Origin of the sequence: Lepagella muris, assembly GCF_004793975.1 — a bacterium.
GTDB lineage: Bacteria > Bacteroidota > Bacteroidia > Bacteroidales > Muribaculaceae > Lepagella > Lepagella muris.
Window position 1 is genome coordinate 60359 of the sequence record NZ_SRYB01000011.1, and the last position, 17562, is coordinate 77920.

Below are 17562 nucleotides of genomic sequence, written 5' to 3' on the forward strand. Positions count from 1 at the left end.
ATTTTATTTCTTGCTCTTTCTCCATTCGTTATACTCTCGGAACAACGGAGTTCCGTCAATAAAACCGAGTTGTCTGACCTTTATCTTTGAATCTTTTATTTTCTTGTAGGCATTGGGGGCAACCCACCCAAGTCCACAATTAAGTATCACCACCCTGTCAGATGGGATTTCATTCAGCCGTTCCTCAATCTCTGAATTAGGAATATGATGATTTTCCGCAAATTGCTCGTAACCGTCATACCATTCATTTTCACGAACATCGATTATGAAAACATCGGGCTGTTCTTTCATGATGGAAAGAGCCTTATCCGGCTTAAGACCACCGAGATATTTGCTGTCCTGAGCATTGGCACAGGTGGCACATAGCATTATCGGCATAAGCAGTAACGCTGTGAGGTATTTCAAAATAACATTTTTCATACTGCAAAATTACTGCCAAATTTTACTATTTTGGTTTTCTCAAACGTCTTTTTATACTTTACTCAAACATTATTTATAGATTGCTACATGCACTAGTTTATATGTCTCTATTATCGGCTTCGCCACCATTGTCCCCGATTACAGGAGGTGACTGTAAATGCTATTTTGTACACACAAGAACAGAGTGGTTTACAAAGCGATGTTGCTCAATATTTTCTAAGTAAAATGTATATTAAATTATACCTCGGCATAAAATGCCTTGCTATGATAAGAAAATTCGTGCTCCAAACATTTAACTTATAAACATTTGGAGTACGATGGTGCAATATACATTCTTTGAACCTCATTATGTTCCAATAGTACGGAATGAACGTGTTGTTGTTTGTAGAGGGCGATACATATTAAACTCTGGCTCAGCCACCATTGACTTCTTAGCTTCCGTTGTGGGTGCATCAATGGTATTGGCTTCAGCTTTCTTGTTCTCAATGCCGTCGGCTTGTTCAGGTTTGGGGGCGATTTCGGCTTGGATCTTTCGGTCGAGGGCGGCGAGGTCGGATTTGAGTTGCTTCAGCTCATCCTCCTTGCCCCACTTCTTCGACATGATGCCTTCGAGGATCGGCACATCGTCTTTGAGCTTTACGGTGCGTTCCTCGTATTTGGCGATGATGCCGGGGTTCCATGGCATTGACGATAAGGTCTCTTATTGATGATTATTAACAGGCGGATAAGCTATTATCTCAAAAAATATTTGTAAATTTGCATTAGACAAGATAAGAGAATCTGTGTGCAGACATTCAATCTCCATCTGGACCACGAAAGCAAAACAAAGAATAATGTTGTAAGCTATACAAGGTACAAATATTGGAGATGTAAAAATATTGGCTCATAAACTCTTGATAATCAGGATATAAATTCCGCAAGGTTTCCCCAGGCGGATCACTGAACAGAACGGCCGAACGCCGCAAATCGCTGAAAATAAGACAGTTTCAGCATTTTTTTTTTGTATGCGTCTTACCGCGGAGGCAACCGACACCTTTGTGGAGAGTTTAGTGGCTATCTTCAGAATATTCACAGTCCGGCTGATTATCATGGACTGCAGTATGCCGAGCAGACATTTCAAAGGCTTGACACGACTCTAATAAACTGATTTAAAATCCATTGAGTTTATATCATGAAAATGTCATGTACTATGTAGCGATTCCTACTACTTAATGTAAATGAATCCCCAAAATGGTAAACATCAATTTTATAGTGGCAGATGACCGATAACACTTTTTAATATCTTTATTAAAATGTGTAATTTTGCATCATTAATACTCTTTATATTGAGATGAGAAATATATCTCTATACATAGATTTGGTATTTTGTATCATCGTTTTACCGCTTATGGCTCTGATATTCCCGGTAGAACGGTGGTTTCATAATTTCCAGTGGTACCCGTAGGACGAAAATATATCTCGATCTACAACGACCTGTGCCATCGTTTTGAATAAGACAAGTTATTTTAGAATTATGATACTGACAAAAGAGAAAAGAATTACCGGGATTTTCTTTCCGATAGTGTTAGGGCTTCTTACTGCATTCGGCCCATTCGTCACAGACTTTTACCTTCCTGTTCTTCCTGAAATGTCAGGATTTTTTCATGCTCCTGCCGCGCTTGTGTCGATGAGTCTCACGACCGGTATGCTTGGGTTGGCATTGGGACAGCTTTTCATCGGGCCACTTACAGATAAATATGGCCGTCGCCGGATTCTTATTTTAGCAATGGCTCTTTTTGTGATTGCGACATTAGGATGCGTGTTTTCTCCTGATATCTGGACATTCAATGTACTCCGCTTTTTTCAAGGACTTGGTGGGGCCGGAGGTATAGTGATTTCTAAAAGTATGGCATCAGACACCTCATCGATAGTGCTTGTTGCCGGAGCCGTACTCGCTCTGCCTATGGCATTTATAGCTAAAGATACGCAATGAGAGAGTGTAACTAACGGTTACCGGTCTTTACGGAACGGGTCAGACTGACCGTGCCCCCTATTATGGCAAATACCAATGCTACCACAAACCGTGCCGCAATAGGTGAAACAATCATCGTTGCAAGCGGCCACGGAGTCATGATCAATCCGGTGGTGATTTCCGAAAAGCCATAGTTGTTAAGGAAATAGAACGGGAGCGCAATCATAGCCACATTCTGAGCTATGAAAGAACATACCGATGTCAAAATACTTGAGGAATACAATCTTATCCTGAATAAATCAATCGGCAACATAGGGCATTCTTGATGTAACTGGCGGCGGAGATAGAATATGCCTGTTGTCAGCCCGATGATAATTAAAATTGTGTTCAGCCGCTATAATGGCCGCATACTTACTAATAGAGAACTTATCTGACGACATTATTTTGTTTGCTTAAACAACCATTCTCTTACCGGGGTGAGCTTATAGGCGTAATCAAAAGAATACATGTGTTCGCTACCTTTACCGTCAATCGGCAGAACTGATCCGGATGTGAAGTTGATTATATTTATCGGGGCACCCTTTTCCAGTAATGCTTCAGCAATTGAATCCTGCTCGGATTGTGGCAGACGGGCACTCCATCTTCCAAATTCATATCTTATATTCTCCCGTTCAGCTACCTTTTCAAGAGTTTCGGCGCAGATTAATGATTTTGTGCCTTCTCCTGCGGTTATATAGGTGAACTTATGTTTGACAAGTTCATCAAATTTACTTGTATCCCAGTGCGAATCAACGAAAACCGATGCGGCAAACAGATTGGGATATGTAATGTTGTAATACATTGAAATCATGCCTCCCATTGACTGTCCTGTGGTATATAGCCTGTCGGCATCTACATTATTTCGATTCACGATATCATGAAGCATCCTTATAACGATGTCAACTTCATCGGTATGTTCATATTTGTCGTTTACGGCTACACCTGAAAATTGTGGGACAAGAACATAACAGGGATGCACCTCCTGCCATTCATTTGTCGCCCAGACCAAGGCACCGTATCCCTGCGTTAACGGTGCTTCATAGCTCTCGCCCGGTGTGCTTGCATCTGCGATAAACAGCACAAGGGGATACTTCTTGTTCGCTTCCGGGTTCTTTGGCGAATACAGATTATACTTCATGTTTTTTCCGGTGGAGTCGCTGAACACAAACTGCTTGAACTCCGGAACCTCGGCTTTTATCATTGCCTGCAATAAAGTATCGCCACTTTTATCTATTGCAGGACCACGTCCCGGAGAGCCAAGCTGTGGACCTCCTCCTCGTTGACCTTTTTGCTGCTTGGCATCCACCACATCATTGTTTTCTGCATTTGTATATGCAGAGCGCGTTTGACAAGACGCTATAGCCGGTACCACGACACACGCCAATAATAGAATTGAGAATATTTTATGTTTCATACAATCTGAATTTAGACTTTTCACATAATAATATAAGATTATTTCGGGTGCTAAAGTTTATGAATAATGGGCGAAATACCACTGATTAGTGGCGAAAGGACACTTCCACGCATCATCACAACTATTCAGATTACATGACCTGTTATGATTTTGTCGTCAGGCACTTAGCGGAGGGTATTTTTTGCATGTTTTTTATAATTGATGGTGGGGATTATGCGCTCCGCCTACCCCCGATTGAATATATTGGGCGACTATCTGTGTCGTGCCATATTTGTTTCCATTGCGAATCTGGACACTTGCTCCTGTCGAAGCATCCACATCTGCCGGATAGTCTGTATTTCCCCAGCGGCTAAAATATGCTATCAGGATTTTTCCACTACCGGAAGATTCCGGATTGTCAGGATTATTATCATCTTCGTCTCCATCACCTTCTCCGTCACCTTCATCCGAATTGTCGGGCTGTGATGGAATCTCCTGTTCAGGCTCATTATAGTCTTCTCCACACCCCATAAAAGTAAGTGACGGGAAGAGTAACAGCAGGGCAATACAAAGGCGTCTCATCTTCGGATTTGTATCTTGCGGGTTAGTGAACGAGTGTTGTTTTTCGCTTGAGCTATATATATTCCGGGAGAAAGTGAGGATGTGCTGACTTGATTACCGGATGTTTCCATCACCATATTTCCGGACATATCATAAAGCGACAGCTTATTTATTTCGCCGGCCACTCTTATTCCGTCATGTGTGGCTATAATCTCAAAATCATTGTCGGACGCAATGGAAGCAATGGCCGAGGTTAGCTCATTGTAATGTATGTCGTCAAGCCAATCAGAAATAAGCGATGCAGCATTGGAAGTTTGTGAAGACCGAATCCACAGGTTAGGTTCAAGGAATTTGCCGTCAGGGATGAGCCTCTTGGCGTCAGCCACCACGCCGCTTATGCCGCTGCTGGCACTTGACACTATCACTCCTATGTTCTTTCCCGCCATCTGTGGGCCATAATGGAAAAGGAAAGTCTGGAATGGAGCGGCCATCTGGCTCCACCACAGCGGGCAGGCGATGATTACCATATCGTAGTCGGCCATATTCACTTCTACCGGGTCTATTGCCGGGTATGACGCCGCATCGTTCGGATTATTACGAATTGCATTCAGAAGTTGTGTGCCAAGTGCGTAATTGTTCGCAGCATAGTCAAGACCTTTCTCCGCCGGTTCAATCTCGATCACATCGACATCAATCTGTGACTTCAAGGCTGTCACGATGCGCTCCACGTTGTTGGTGTAGCTGTAATAGGCCACGAGGTTTTTGGCTTGCATGGCAACTGCACTCAGCAATGCCGCCATTACAATCGTCAGTTTTTTCATCGGTATATCTGTTTATTTTAGTTTGTTATATTCCTCATCTGTTACAGGTTCAAGCCATTCGTTAGAGACGTTTTCGCCTACATTGGCATTATATGTGAGATGCTGCATCCAGCTGTTGCGGGCTGCTCCGTGCCAGTGCTTCACGCCTTCAGGAATAACCACCGTAACACCCGGTTTCAACTCCACGGGTTCCTTACCTTCTTCCTGATACCAGCCTCGGCCTGCCACACAGATAAGCACCTGATTGGCATTGTGATGGACGTGCCAGTTGTTGCGGCATCCCGGTTCAAAGGTGACATTCACCGGCGCACCGGATTCTGAAGCCATTGGGGCAAGATAGCTGTTGCCAATGAAATACTTGGCGTAGCCTGTATTTGGCTCACCTATGGGATAAGGCGTTGACATCTGGAATTCCTCGCGGGTCTGAATATCCGTAGGCCACACCTCCTTTGCCATGCGGAAGACCGCCCATGCTTTGGGCCAGCCCACATAAAAGGCTGCATGGGTAATCGCCTCGGACATCTCCTCGCGTGTCACGCCATTAGCTTTTGCGTTCTGAAGATGATAGGTCAGAGATGAGTCAGTGATGCCCGATGCCATCAGCGAGAGTACGGTGATAATCGAGCGGTCGTGAAGCGAAAGCTCATCCTGACGGTTCCACACCTCTCCAAAGAGAATGTCATCGTTTGCGCGGGCAAATTCCGGCGCAAACTCAGCAAGCGCGTCGCGCCCGGCTGTCTGGGTAATATGTTTTCGATTCGGTTGCTGTGCCATAACACTAAGAGTTAATATGCCTGATAGGAAAAGTGTAATTGTTTTTTTCATATTTGTTTGATTGTTTTTTCACGATGCAAAGTTAGTCAGGTTTTGCTGAATTGATTTTGTTGTTTGGCTCAAACTGCTTTGTTGAAAGGCTCATATTGTTTTCAGTTCAATGCCGGGAGTATTTCGTCGGCTACTCTTACCCAATTCATTGGGTTGGCCTTTGTGTTATTTACCATGTCAAGCAAACTCATCGGATTACGGGAAAAGAACTGCTCATATCGCTGCCACCGCTTTCCAAAAACCGCGACGGCTTATTTCCTTGTTCTCAATCATCACTATAGGTTTATTTTTCGTCTATTTTTCTGATTATCTTTGCCGGATTACCAGCTACAATGGTCATGGGCGGAACATCGCGGGTAACCACGCTACCGGCACCGACCACAGCATTCTCTCCGACAGTCACACCCGGAAGAATTGTAGCCCCGGCTCCAATCCATGCCTTGCGGCATATCCTTACAGGTTTACAGGTTATTATATTGCGTTGATTGAGGTCGTGATTGTTGGATATCAGTTGCACATTGGCAGCTACCAGCACCTCATCTTCCAGAGTGATTCCTCCGACCAACATCATCAGGCTTCCCCGCATCACAATCACATTACGGCCAATGTGTACGTTGTGCGGACGCACTGCCGTCAGCAGTGTATTTATGCGACTTCCATCGCCCATATCGGGAAATATCTCATGCACAAGCGCATCGTATTCTTCTGTCATAGGCATGGTGTTGTTCAGCTTGAAAATCAGTTGTGCCTACTGCTTTGCCAATGCTAATTCCTCGGTAGTCTGGTTGGCACAGTCTATTCGTATTTCCTCCATATCAACAAACGGTCACGGCTGTCGGAGCCATTCCATATTTCTCCTTGAATACTTTTGAAAAATGCGATAGATTCTTGAAACCCACCTGATAGCAAACATCGGTGATGTTTGCTGTGCCACGGCATATAAGGTCGTAGGCGGCTTCGAGCCTGCGGTTTATTATCCACTTCAGTGGTGGCAGTTCGCTGACCTTTTTGAAATCCCGCTTGAACGATGCAAGACTGCGACCTGTGTAACTTGCCATTTCCTCCATTGAAAGCTCGTGCATATAGTTTTCGTTCATAAACTCAATCAGGTCAATTTTCCACGGGTCGGTGAAGTCAAATAGCGAAGCATACAGATTTGCATCAGTGTTGAGCAGCACATAAAGCCCCTCTGTCATTTTGAGTTGCAACACGGCATCCGACGGCTTGCTTCCCGACTCAAAATACGGCAGGATTGATTCAAAAAGGCTACGTATATCCGGACGGTTGGCAGGGAGCACCGTCAGACTCTTTTTTGAACGGCGAGCGTCAAGGGGAATGGAATTCTTTGCAAGTGATGAGTAGTACTCCCTCAGAAACTTACGGTTGAATTTCAACACTACTGAATGATATGGCACACCCTCCTTCACTCTCTTCTGAAGCAGCATCCTGTGGTCGCGACGCATAAATGCACATCCTCCCGGACGCAATATTGTTTTCTTACCGTTGTCCGTTATCTCAAGCTCTCCGGACACGAGATATATCAGTGTGTGCTCCGCATTGGCGTGCGAACACTCCCAATTGTCAGTGAAATAACTGGCAATGAATACATTTGAGTAATCAAGCACTTTCAGTTCTTCCATAATTATTACAGTGTAGGATTATGGGTGCAAATTTAGTAAAAAATTTATGGTATGACTTTGTTTTAAGGCTCATTTTATTATTCTGTAAGGCTCAAAACAGCAAAACTTCACACCACACAATTTATTTATATGATATGAAGTGACGGTCGAGGGCGATTTGCGGAACTTAATGATGATGTTCTGTTTGGGGAGGTCTGGAACAGAACCGAACAACTCTCGCTCCGTGACCGCAGCATTGTCACAGTCACTGCTTTGGTCAGCTCCGGTATCCTTGACTCATCACTGGCGCACCATCTTCAGAATGCTAAAAAATATGGCGTTACACGAACAGAAATCGCGGAAATTCTCACGCAGACAGCATTCTATGCAGGTTGGCCAAAGGCTTGGTCCGCGATGAAAATGGCAAAAGATATATGGAGTGATGAATCAAGTGCCACAGACGCGAAAGCTAAATTCGAGAGCGAACTGATATTTCCTATCGGAGAGCCTAACACAGCGTATGCCAAATATTTCAGTGGCAACAGTTATCGCTACCCGTTTCAAAAGAAATCAGACTGACAAATATCACATTTGAACCGGGATGCCGCAATAACTGGCACATCCATCATGCCACAAAAGGTGGTGGACAGCTCCTTGTATGTGTTTCTGAAGCCTATCGTAAGGAAGGAACTTGAAAGTAGAAAAGGCTTTCCGTCAGGAAGCGGAAAACCTTTCCGACATACACCGCCTCACCACTCCTACCACCACTATTTCCGCACGGAAAAGATTTCTTGTGCCTTGGATAGACGAGTGTTAGGCACAGCTGAGGGGAGGATAGTAATTTTATTTTCGACCTATTGGATTATAGTATTGCGACCAATCTTCATTAAGACGGTGAAATCCTTGCTCACTATTATCCATTATCAGTATGCGGGCACCTGTATTGCGGACAAATGATCCCGCATTTTTATACATATCCCGCTCAAATTTTTTCCAGTCCTCTTTCTTCATCTTCTTACGACTCCAATCGTATCTGATGATTGACTGAGGTTTCTGAGTAAGTCCGACAGCCTCAAATATAAAATTATTTTCTGTGTCAACCGCTTTCAACACAAGTCCTTTTACACCGTTAAGTTTCCAAGGTCCATACGGTATAGGGATGTCATTAGTGTAATATACTTTCCAATCTCGACCTTCATAATTGCATATTGCCACATGGCAATGGTAGCCCATTATGGTATCAACGTCTTCCGGCATATATGTCCATTTCGGTATATCCGTACTTTCACTGTATTCTATGACCTGAGAGGTATATGGCAGACGATTCGTGACTGTGGTCAGTGAATCCGAATGATTGATCAGGACGTCAAAACCTATGTAATTCTCAGGGATTGTTGAGAACTGCATGTTTGTCTTTAGTTCTTTGGTGTTCCGGGTATCAAGTGCTCTGAGATCCCGGCTAAAGAAAGCGTTGTAGTGTCTTCCCATCTGCAAGTCCATGATGTCATTGAAGCTTAATGAATCGTCTTTTTCAGAATTGCGATACTTGAGTAGATATGACACATTGAGATAGCAGGTATCTAATGTCTCATACTTATCCGTATCCTCATGAGCGAGGGTAAACGTGGGTGAATCCATCGCATACGACACAGACACTTGTGCCGAAATGTCAAAAATGTCAAGACACCCAGTAAGCATCAAAATAGATGCCAAGAATTTGATTGGTCTTTTCATTGTTGTTTATTATTTATGTGAGTCTTATTCTGATACCAAACATTATTGTGCGCCCCCTCAAGCGGTATTCACTTGAATATCTGACAATACCATTATCGCTAAACCTACGGAACACATTGTTATCCATAAGATTGCTACATTGTAGCGACAATATGACATTACCAAACGTATATTCAATATTGAAGTTCAAGAATGTATTATTTTGATAGGAGGAGGAATAGTTATTGTGATAGAACATTACGGAAGGTGACAGGCTCAATTGTTTGTATGGCCACACTATAAGAGATGTGGAATTTGCGAACGTATGCTTTGTTCCATCGTTGGGCTGTCGGTCGGTATAACTTTTTGAGAGAGTTAGCTCGTTTGAGGTATCAAACGAAAGCCACCGTGTGAATGATGCGTTATATGAAATCCTTGCTCTAAGGTATTTGCTGCGTCCTTCACGCAATCTATCGCCAATATAATATTCGCTGTCATTCAGCCCTATGCTAAACGATTCGCTTATCTTGGAATTCCATCGGAAAAAACCTTTAGATAATGTCTGGTCAAACTGCCATATACGGCTATCCGTGGAAAACGGGAGTCTGATATAACTTATAACCCCATCCGTAATATCATATCCTGAAGCATTACCCTGCCGAGACTGTGCGTATGTAAAGGTCACACTCCCAAACAACATATCCAGCACACTCCTATAGCTTGCGTTAATCGCAGATTTCAAAGACCGGTTCATTACAGCTTCCTCATGCCCGGGATTGGATATCGAGGTACGATAGTCAACAAGATGTTTTTGCGCCATTAGGGATAATGCCGTAGGCATTGACTCTTCGCCTATTGCAGTCAACGAGAAGGAAAATTTGTCAGACAGCTTGTATGTCATATTAGAATACGGACGTATGGATAAGAATGTTTTATCATAGCTCCACAACCCTTCTTCGGAATTGTAATGACAAAATCCGACAGGGACATACACAAGCCATTGAAAACGCTGTCCGTAATGCCACAAGACTTTTGGTGTGACTCTTGCTCCGATTTGCCATGTCGTGATACTTCCCGGAGTAGAGCCGTGCTCAATGTTAAGAGCCGTTACAGCCTGTTGGTAAGCTGCATCAAACTCTCCGTTTAGATTGAACATAAAGTGAGGAATGGCTATGGCGATAATGGAGGCTGCTCCATCTGATAAAAAATTACGCTGTTTTATCCTCTGAGCCATTTCTACAGTCGGGAGATGTAAAAAACCTTCCCTATCACTATAATTCAAATGTAATGACGCATCCGCGACACCTCCATTACGCTTTTTATAGTTTATTTTCAATATGTCATCTATACTGACTGTGTGAGCAGAAAACTTTTGAAGGATAAGGTCATTAATCAGACCGTTCCCTTTTGGGAAAGACGCATGTGCTGATAATGTGTTTTTTAGGTAGGTCTTTTTTCCGTTAAGTTTATATACTGTGTGGGTTCCCACAAAATGTTGATGAATATCAGCCGAATTTGATTCATTTACAATGTATCTTGACAAACTATCGGCAAGATAAGTCGTTTCATCATTCGACTCCCGTTTCTCCTTGTCATATAGATAATTTAAGTTGAATGTCAATGTTTTGTCCTCATTCAGTTTAATCAATTGATTGACGGAAAGACTATGAGATAAATTATCATAAGCATACTTGTCGGATAACGACGGCTTTTCAGGATAGAGTATTCCTGTTCCGTAAGACGAGGTAAATGTTGAGGGAGCATTAATCTCAGGTCGCAGATCCACACCGATATTGTTTGTCTTATATACTGATATGTTTTGCGATTTTTTCCTGAAATTCAGAAGTGTCGCAGCACCATCCCACGATACGTTTGGTTGACTTCCTAATGCTCCGTTTAGAGTGGAAGACCATATTCCTTTGGCACTTTGTTTAAGTCTTATATTCATAGCAGGCGCAGACCCACGTTTTACACCCTGAAGCATCTTGACATCCTGATGATCCTCCATAATCTGCACGATGCCTATGTCATGTGCGTCTATGTTTTTGGTCGCCACGCTATAGTTGGAACCAAGCATATCCAACCCTTCGATATAAAATTCGTTAATCCATTGTCCGTTATATAAAATCTGTCCATCGGCTTTAATCTCGATACCCGGCATTTTACGAAGTAAATCTTCCAATGTCTTGTCATTTTTGCTTATGTAAGACGATGCAGCATAGGATATAGTATCACCGGATTGTCTTATTTTCTTGGCAGTGACAACGACTTCTTGCAGTTCAAGAGTCCTGATCAATGAATCAAGTCGCTCGTCTGCTTGCTGCGCCATACCCGGCACAGCAAACAAGAACAATAACAGGGATAATATGAATAAACGGAGGGACATATTTTAGAAAATTATTGTGCAATACGGAATGTTATAGGTATGGATACTGCGCTTGCGACAGGTTTTCCATCCACGAATCCCGGCACCCATGCCTTGTTTAAAGAGCTTTTAATGGCACGTATAGCCTCGTTGTCAAATTCTTCATAACCGGATGATCTTACTATTTTGAAATCTGACATTGAACCGTTGGCATTTACAGTAAATCCTATTCTTGCAACTCCGCTTGCCCCCTTATCCAGTAAATTCTGAGGATATTTTATTTCCCATACTATTGCTCTCATCATTGCCCCTTCTCCACCGGGATATTCAGGCATTGTTTCAATAGTTTCTTTTAAGGTTATATTTTGTGTCGGCACAATCGGTGTTTGCGCAAAAGGAATTTTAGGGAACAACGCAGCCATAACAATTACCGGAATAAGTATCAGATAATTCAATTTTGATGAATACCTCTTGCGCTTACCCATCATCTTTATCCGGGCATTAAGGCTACCGGAACTGAAAGTATTTGCCAGAAAATAGTTTTGTTTCTCAATAATCCTGTTCAATATTAACAACTCATAGTCATAACGGGAGAAACCTTCTCTCAAGACACCTTCATCCGCTTGATATTCATGAAGAGTACGCAAACTTCGGAACATAAGCCAAGACGCAGGATTCCACCATTGCAAAATAAGCACAATTTGCCCTAATATCAAATCAAAAGAATGACCGTAGAGCACGTGTTTTGACTCATGCGCGAGTATGGCATCATTAGTGGCATCGTTTTCATTGACTACGACATACTTCCAAAAATTAAATGGAGTGTTTTTGAGGTTAGGACTGACTGCCAAAATATAACCCTCACGTTCCTCTTTATTGGTATTTTTAATAATTCGTATTATCTTATACCAACCGATAATAAGAAAAAATGTTACAACAAGACATCCAATCAGATAAATCATCCCTAATATATAGCCCAATTGCACCCTACTTGAAATCGGATTGTTGGAGACTTCAATTTTACCCACCTCTATATTACCGCCCAGTAAAACTATATCCGCAGGTATAAAGGATACGATGGGGACAAATGGAAGAATGGCTGCAAAAGCATATATTGACAGTAGAACGACACGACTTATCTTGAAATTCGTATTGCGTGAGAGTGCGAATTGATAACCCGCCCATAAAATCAGTATAATCAATCCTGCATTTATTGAATAATTTAATAAGAACTGAATCATGATTCATTCTCCTTTCTTTGTCGTTCTATCTCATCAAATAATTTATTCATCTCGTCCTTTGAAATCTTTTCATTGCCGACAAGAGTTGAAACCAGATTCAGGAAAGATCCCCCGAAGAAGCGGTTTACCAGACTCTTTAGAGATTGTGATTGGTAATCGGCAAGCTCACGGATGGGATAATAGCGATTGCAATTGCCAATATATTCATGAGCAAGCCAACCTTTAGACTCCAGTCCCCGCACAAATGTGGCGATAGTACTGAAATTGGGCCTTGGCTCCCCTTCCTTCACCAACCGGTCGATTATCTCCCGGATAAACAAAGGACCGTCATGATTCCATAACACGCTCATTATCTCTTCTTCTCTTTCTGAAAGTTTCTTCATATAAACATAATTTTTAGATTATGCCGCAAAGGTAATACTATTTTTTTAAACATACAATTAAAAAATTAACTATACTATGATTTTTTTGAATATATAATTATTTTTATAACGAAACAAGGTGATCAACAATAGATGTTGACCACCTTATCAAATAAAAAAGATATGAATTCCAAGTAGAAGTGCTAACTTAAGTTAGAATCTACATTTAGGAATTATTTACATTTGCGTTATTTCAAGTTTTTGTCAAGGAAACTGATGACCGTGTCCCATGGGATCATGTTGTGGTCCGCGCCGCCGTCATAGAGGTCGCAATGTGTGGCATCAGGTACAATCACAAGCTGTTTGTTGTCACCCTTCAATAGTTTGAAGGCATCTTCTCCGAAGTAGCGTGAGTGAGCCTTCTCTCCATGCATGATCATTACGGGAGATTCAATCTCGCCTGCGTATGCAAGTATGGGCGTGTTGATCCATGACAGTGCAGAAGTCGTGTTCCATCCGCCGTTGGAGTTGAGAGAATTTACAGAGTATCCGCGATCAGTCTTGTAATAATCCCAATAATCACGAAAGAACTGCGGGGCATCATCCCCGGGACGGTCATCAGGCAGACCTCCGGCAAGGGCATACTTTCCGGAAGTGAAGTCCTTTATCCGTTGCGCGTTCATAGCCTCACGCTTCGACTTGCGTGCCTCCTCCGAATCCTCTGCATCGAAATATCCATTGGCATTTACCCTGTGCATATCATACATTGTCACAGGCATAGTCGCCTTTATGCGGGTGTCGCTTGCAGCCGCATTCAATGCAATACCACCCCACCCACATATCCCGACAATACCAATCCTTGTAGGGTCAACATCATCTCTGGTCATCAGGTAATCCACAGCCGCAGAGAAATCCTCTGTGTTGATATCAGGGGAAGACACATAGCGGGGTTCCCCACTGCTTTCCCCGGTAAACGAAGGGTCAAACGCCATAGTGACAAAACCTTGTGATGCAAGATGGTTTGCCCAATAGCCGGAAGCCTGCTCCTTGACTGCGCCGAAAGGTCCGCAGACAGCTACCGCATGCGTCCTCTCTCCGGCTTTCAGCGACGTGGGGATATACATATCACCCGTCAGCTCTATGCCAAAACGGTTCTTGAAATGCACTTTCTCCCGACGTACATTTTCTGCCGGAGTAAATGTGAGTTTTAACTGTTCCATATTCTCTTCTGTTTTATTGTTTGAATCATTCTGCCTTACTCCGCATGACGTTAGAATCGCCAATGCCATAGCTCCAATTATTAGTTTATTCATATTGCAGGTCGTTGAATTTGGTAAATACCTCTATTATATATTCGCATAATGCTCTGACGGGGTATGTCCGAATTTATGCTTGAAAGCAGAAAGGAAATGCGTCCTGTTTCTGAATCCGCTCGCGATATATACGCTTGAGGGCTTGCCTCGCCCTTCAGAAAGGAGTTGCGCGGCATATTCAAGTCTTCTGTTTATGAGCCATTTTTGAGGCGTTGTGTCGGACACCTTGGAAAAATCCCTCTTGAATGTCGCAAGACTGCGCCCCGTATATGAGGCCATCTCCTCCATTGTCAGATCTTGGGTGAAATTCCCTTCAAGAAACTCAAGGATATCTATCTTCCATGGGTCCTGAAAATCAAAAAGGGTGGCATGGAGTCTTACGTCTGCCAACAAGATAGCCCCAATAGTCTCATCTATCTTTGAGGCAAGCATTCTTTCGCTTGGCATAACGGCTTCATCCGCGTATGGCACGAGAGAATGGAAAAGGCTTTTCAGTTCCATTGTAGACGGCAATATCGTGGCTGCCCCGGCAATCGGGGTCAATCTGCCGCGTCTTATCCGCTCCAACTCATTTACATTCCTGTAGGCATACCCCTTTAATACATTCCTACCGAGTGTAACAGCTATGCTTCTATAGGGTGTATCACCGTCAGATAATTTGGCGATGGATGCGTTGCAGTCTCTCCTTATAAATATCACATCACCGGGACCTGCCGTAATTACCTCCCCATCGCGTTCGACCCTGAGATGACCACTGCGTATCCACATCAGCACATGACGTGGCACCCTATGTTCGCAATAGCAATCATGATCCACTATGCTGAACCATAATGTCTCTTCATAATTATTGATCAGTATAGATTGCATACCAATACCTTTTGATTTTCATATCCGACGAGAGAGAAACGCAATCCTCATCGCCATTTTATACTGCAAAATTACACTCTTTTCATCAAACGGATGTCGTTCTAAGGCTCAAATATTGTCGTCAGGAAGTCATAATTGCAAAATAAAGTGATATAAATCTGGGTTATAGTTTATGTGTTATGGTTTATAATAACGGGAAACAATCCTCCGTTAATTAGCAAACGCTATACTATATGAACCGTACATTTTGCATTATTGCAGCCATAGCTCTGATTATAACAGGGATACGGAATTGGAGAAATTTCTTCGTACTGCGCTCCAAAGGGAATTATCTGTGGGCAAATAGTTCCGGAGACCCCGTATGGGGGACTATTGCCCTAATTCTTGGAATTGCATCACTGATTCTCAATATCATATCTTGACCATCCATCGATAAAGAGGGATGATCATGCGGGAATGAAAGAGTTTGACATTTTCTTTGGAAGGAAATTTGGTCATATTCCGGAAAAACTGTAAATTTGCCCATTATGGAAAAATCTGCACCAATAAATATAAATAGCGTTTCCATAGAGAATTTCAAATCAGTGAAATCCGTAACGCTTTCTGACTGTCGGCGAATAAATGTGCTGATAGGCAGACCAAATGTCGGCAAGAGTAATCTGTTGGAAGCTCTTGCCTTATTTGACGTGCCTTATATGGTAAACTCATCGAATAAATCATTGAAAAGCCTTGTTCGTATTGAGAATATAGCCGACTTATTTCATAATGGCGTATCGGGAGCGGCCATCAGAATAACAGCTGATGAGAATACTCTGATGCTTAGCCGCAGTGCGAACAACGGTTTGACTATTGACATAGCATCACATGGGGATGTATCAAAATACACATTTACTCCATCATTAAATCTTTCCACAAAGAAAGACCCTATAGCATTACCGGAGATTCTTACATATTTTTTTCCGAAGCATTTTATGGCAGAATCATCAAATGCCAATTTCCTTCTTCCGCCTTCAGGAAACAATCTGATGGAAACCGTAGCCAATCTACCTGATTTGAAAACCGGGCTCGCAGAATTATTCCACGGATATGGTTTAAAAATGATGTTTGATTCCGGTTCGCAGCAGATAAAAGCCATGAGAGAGAACGGACTTGATATGTTTCTTATTCCATATAATTCTCTTGCGGATTCATTGCAACGATTGATTTTTTATAAATCTGCTATTGAAAGCAATCATAATAAGGTGCTATGCTTTGAGGAACCGGAAGCTCATACCTTTCCTCCATATATATCCAATGTCATCAATGACATAATTGCCTGTAAAGATAACCAATACTTCATTACGACACATAGTCCATACGTTATGAGTTCGTTGTTGGAGAGTGCCGGCGATGATTTAGCGGTATTTGTAGTTGATATGGAAAATAATGCCACAGTTGCACATCGTCTTTCTGAACAACAACTTCAGGATGCATACGATAACGGCATGGACATGTTCTATAATATTGAAGCATACCTTGGCAAATGAATCAACGGACTGACTATATAATCCCTGAATGTTATGTAGATACCAATCTTGTAGAAACATTGGTATGTACATACGGTTGCAATCATCAGAAAGGTTGTAATCAAGTTGCAAAAGTTATGCAAGAGAAATTTGCCGACAGATTCGCAGTCGGAATAATTGATGCAGATAAGAGAAAACCCGGCTATCTTAAAGAATTTAATGAGATAGCTTCAAGTGATCATCTTAAATTGTTCCGACACTCTAATCGTCAGCATTTCTTAATCCTTGTTCATCCGGCTATTGACGGTTTCATACTTTCATGTGCAAAAGTCGGCAATGTGAATATGGCAGATTACGGATTATCACCTATTCTAAAGGATTTCACTATTCAAACAAAGAATGTATTGTCAAATAAAGACATTCGATTCAAAAGATTGTTTAAGGCAATGGAGCACGTCGCAGAAATAAGAATAATGAAATCCATTATATCTTATCTGGTCAGTGCTACATATAATGCCTCAAACACTGAACTTATAAAAATTTTTCAAGCGCCATAGACTTGAATAC

The 17562-nt window shown here is 42.4% G+C and carries 20 protein-coding genes and 1 pseudogene; 6 read left to right on the forward strand and 15 right to left on the reverse strand.

Going from position 1 to position 17562, the window contains the following annotated elements:
• Positions 1-3: 3 nt before the first annotated feature.
• Positions 4-420, reverse strand: a complete 417-nt coding sequence (locus E5331_RS09100) for a rhodanese-like domain-containing protein (RefSeq protein ID WP_135985544.1) — start codon at positions 418-420, stop codon at positions 4-6.
• Between the two features lie 346 nt (positions 421-766).
• On the reverse strand, positions 767-1105 hold the full coding sequence (locus E5331_RS09105; protein ID WP_135985546.1) for a hypothetical protein: 339 nt from the start codon (positions 1103-1105) through the stop codon (positions 767-769).
• Positions 1106-1933: 828 nt separating this feature from the next.
• Here E5331_RS09105 and E5331_RS09110 point away from each other — a divergent pair.
• Positions 1934-2392, forward strand: a complete 459-nt coding sequence (locus E5331_RS09110; RefSeq protein WP_123482050.1) for an MFS transporter — start codon at positions 1934-1936, stop codon at positions 2390-2392.
• Positions 2393-2402: 10 nt separating this feature from the next.
• Here E5331_RS09110 and E5331_RS09115 read toward each other — a convergent pair whose 3' ends face one another.
• The 7 genes from E5331_RS09115 to E5331_RS09145 form a co-directional block, all read right to left on the reverse strand.
• Positions 2403-2684, reverse strand: coding sequence for an MFS transporter (locus tag E5331_RS09115; protein WP_135985548.1), 282 nt, complete (start codon positions 2682-2684; stop codon positions 2403-2405).
• Between the two features lie 126 nt (positions 2685-2810).
• The gene (locus E5331_RS09120; protein WP_123482048.1) at positions 2811-3824 is read right to left on the reverse strand and encodes a carboxylesterase family protein; all 1014 of its coding nucleotides are present in this window, start codon (positions 3822-3824) and stop codon (positions 2811-2813) included.
• Between the two features lie 192 nt (positions 3825-4016).
• Positions 4017-4385: an NADPH-dependent FMN reductase family protein gene (locus E5331_RS09125; RefSeq protein ID WP_123482047.1), complete on the reverse strand. Its 369-nt coding sequence runs from the start codon at positions 4383-4385 to the stop codon at positions 4017-4019.
• Positions 4382-5185: a flavodoxin gene (locus tag E5331_RS09130; protein WP_123482046.1), complete on the reverse strand. Its 804-nt coding sequence runs from the start codon at positions 5183-5185 to the stop codon at positions 4382-4384. The genes E5331_RS09125 and E5331_RS09130 overlap by 4 nt, the downstream gene beginning before the upstream one ends.
• A gap of 12 nt (positions 5186-5197) precedes the next feature.
• On the reverse strand, positions 5198-6010 hold the full coding sequence (locus tag E5331_RS09135; protein WP_123482045.1) for a carboxymuconolactone decarboxylase family protein: 813 nt from the start codon (positions 6008-6010) through the stop codon (positions 5198-5200).
• Between the two features lie 283 nt (positions 6011-6293).
• A complete protein-coding gene (locus E5331_RS09140; RefSeq protein WP_370463974.1) occupies positions 6294-6722 on the reverse strand; it encodes an acyltransferase in 429 nt (142 codons plus the stop codon).
• A gap of 103 nt (positions 6723-6825) precedes the next feature.
• Entirely contained in the window at positions 6826-7650 is an 825-nt protein-coding gene (locus E5331_RS09145) for an AraC family transcriptional regulator (protein ID WP_136013251.1), read from the reverse strand.
• A 153-nt stretch (positions 7651-7803) separates the two neighbouring features.
• Between E5331_RS09145 and E5331_RS09150 the strand changes: the two are divergent.
• Positions 7804-8318: pseudogene (locus E5331_RS09150) on the forward strand (carboxymuconolactone decarboxylase family protein); the annotation flags it as partial.
• Positions 8319-8320: 2 nt separating this feature from the next.
• Positions 8321-8446 carry a hypothetical protein gene (locus tag E5331_RS20680; protein ID WP_275441151.1) on the forward strand — a complete coding sequence of 42 codons (126 nt, stop codon included), beginning with the start codon at positions 8321-8323 and terminating at the stop codon, positions 8444-8446.
• 26 nt (positions 8447-8472) lie between these two features.
• Here the strand turns inward: E5331_RS20680 and E5331_RS09155 are convergent, their stop codons facing one another.
• From E5331_RS09155 to E5331_RS09185, 6 genes are all read right to left on the reverse strand, one after another.
• Positions 8473-9363, reverse strand: coding sequence for a GLPGLI family protein (locus tag E5331_RS09155; protein WP_123482043.1), 891 nt, complete (start codon positions 9361-9363; stop codon positions 8473-8475).
• A 13-nt stretch (positions 9364-9376) separates the two neighbouring features.
• Positions 9377-11671, reverse strand: coding sequence for a TonB-dependent receptor (locus E5331_RS09160; protein ID WP_135985550.1), 2295 nt, complete (start codon positions 11669-11671; stop codon positions 9377-9379).
• Between the two features lie 68 nt (positions 11672-11739).
• A complete protein-coding gene (locus E5331_RS09165) occupies positions 11740-12948 on the reverse strand; it encodes a M56 family metallopeptidase (RefSeq protein WP_168355192.1) in 1209 nt (402 codons plus the stop codon).
• Positions 12945-13331, reverse strand: a complete 387-nt coding sequence (locus tag E5331_RS09175) for a BlaI/MecI/CopY family transcriptional regulator (protein ID WP_123482039.1) — start codon at positions 13329-13331, stop codon at positions 12945-12947. Before E5331_RS09175 ends, E5331_RS09165 begins: the two co-directional genes overlap by 4 nt.
• Positions 13332-13558: 227 nt before the next feature.
• Entirely contained in the window at positions 13559-14623 is a 1065-nt protein-coding gene (locus E5331_RS09180; protein ID WP_123482038.1) for an alpha/beta hydrolase, read from the reverse strand.
• A 33-nt stretch (positions 14624-14656) separates the two neighbouring features.
• Positions 14657-15490 carry a helix-turn-helix domain-containing protein gene (locus E5331_RS09185; RefSeq protein WP_123482037.1) on the reverse strand — a complete coding sequence of 278 codons (834 nt, stop codon included), beginning with the start codon at positions 15488-15490 and terminating at the stop codon, positions 14657-14659.
• A 233-nt stretch (positions 15491-15723) separates the two neighbouring features.
• On the opposite strand from E5331_RS09185, the gene E5331_RS09190 reads away from it, so the two are divergent.
• The 3 genes from E5331_RS09190 (at position 15724) to E5331_RS09200 (ending at position 17552) form a co-directional block, all read left to right on the forward strand.
• Complete coding sequence (locus E5331_RS09190; RefSeq protein ID WP_135985553.1) at positions 15724-15912, forward strand: hypothetical protein; 189 nt, start codon at positions 15724-15726, stop codon at positions 15910-15912.
• A gap of 105 nt (positions 15913-16017) precedes the next feature.
• Positions 16018-17016: an ATP-dependent nuclease gene (locus tag E5331_RS09195; protein WP_123482036.1), complete on the forward strand. Its 999-nt coding sequence runs from the start codon at positions 16018-16020 to the stop codon at positions 17014-17016.
• A complete protein-coding gene (locus E5331_RS09200; RefSeq protein WP_123482035.1) occupies positions 17013-17552 on the forward strand; it encodes a hypothetical protein in 540 nt (179 codons plus the stop codon). The genes E5331_RS09195 and E5331_RS09200 overlap by 4 nt, the downstream gene beginning before the upstream one ends.
• The last annotated feature ends 10 nt before the right edge of the window (positions 17553-17562 follow it).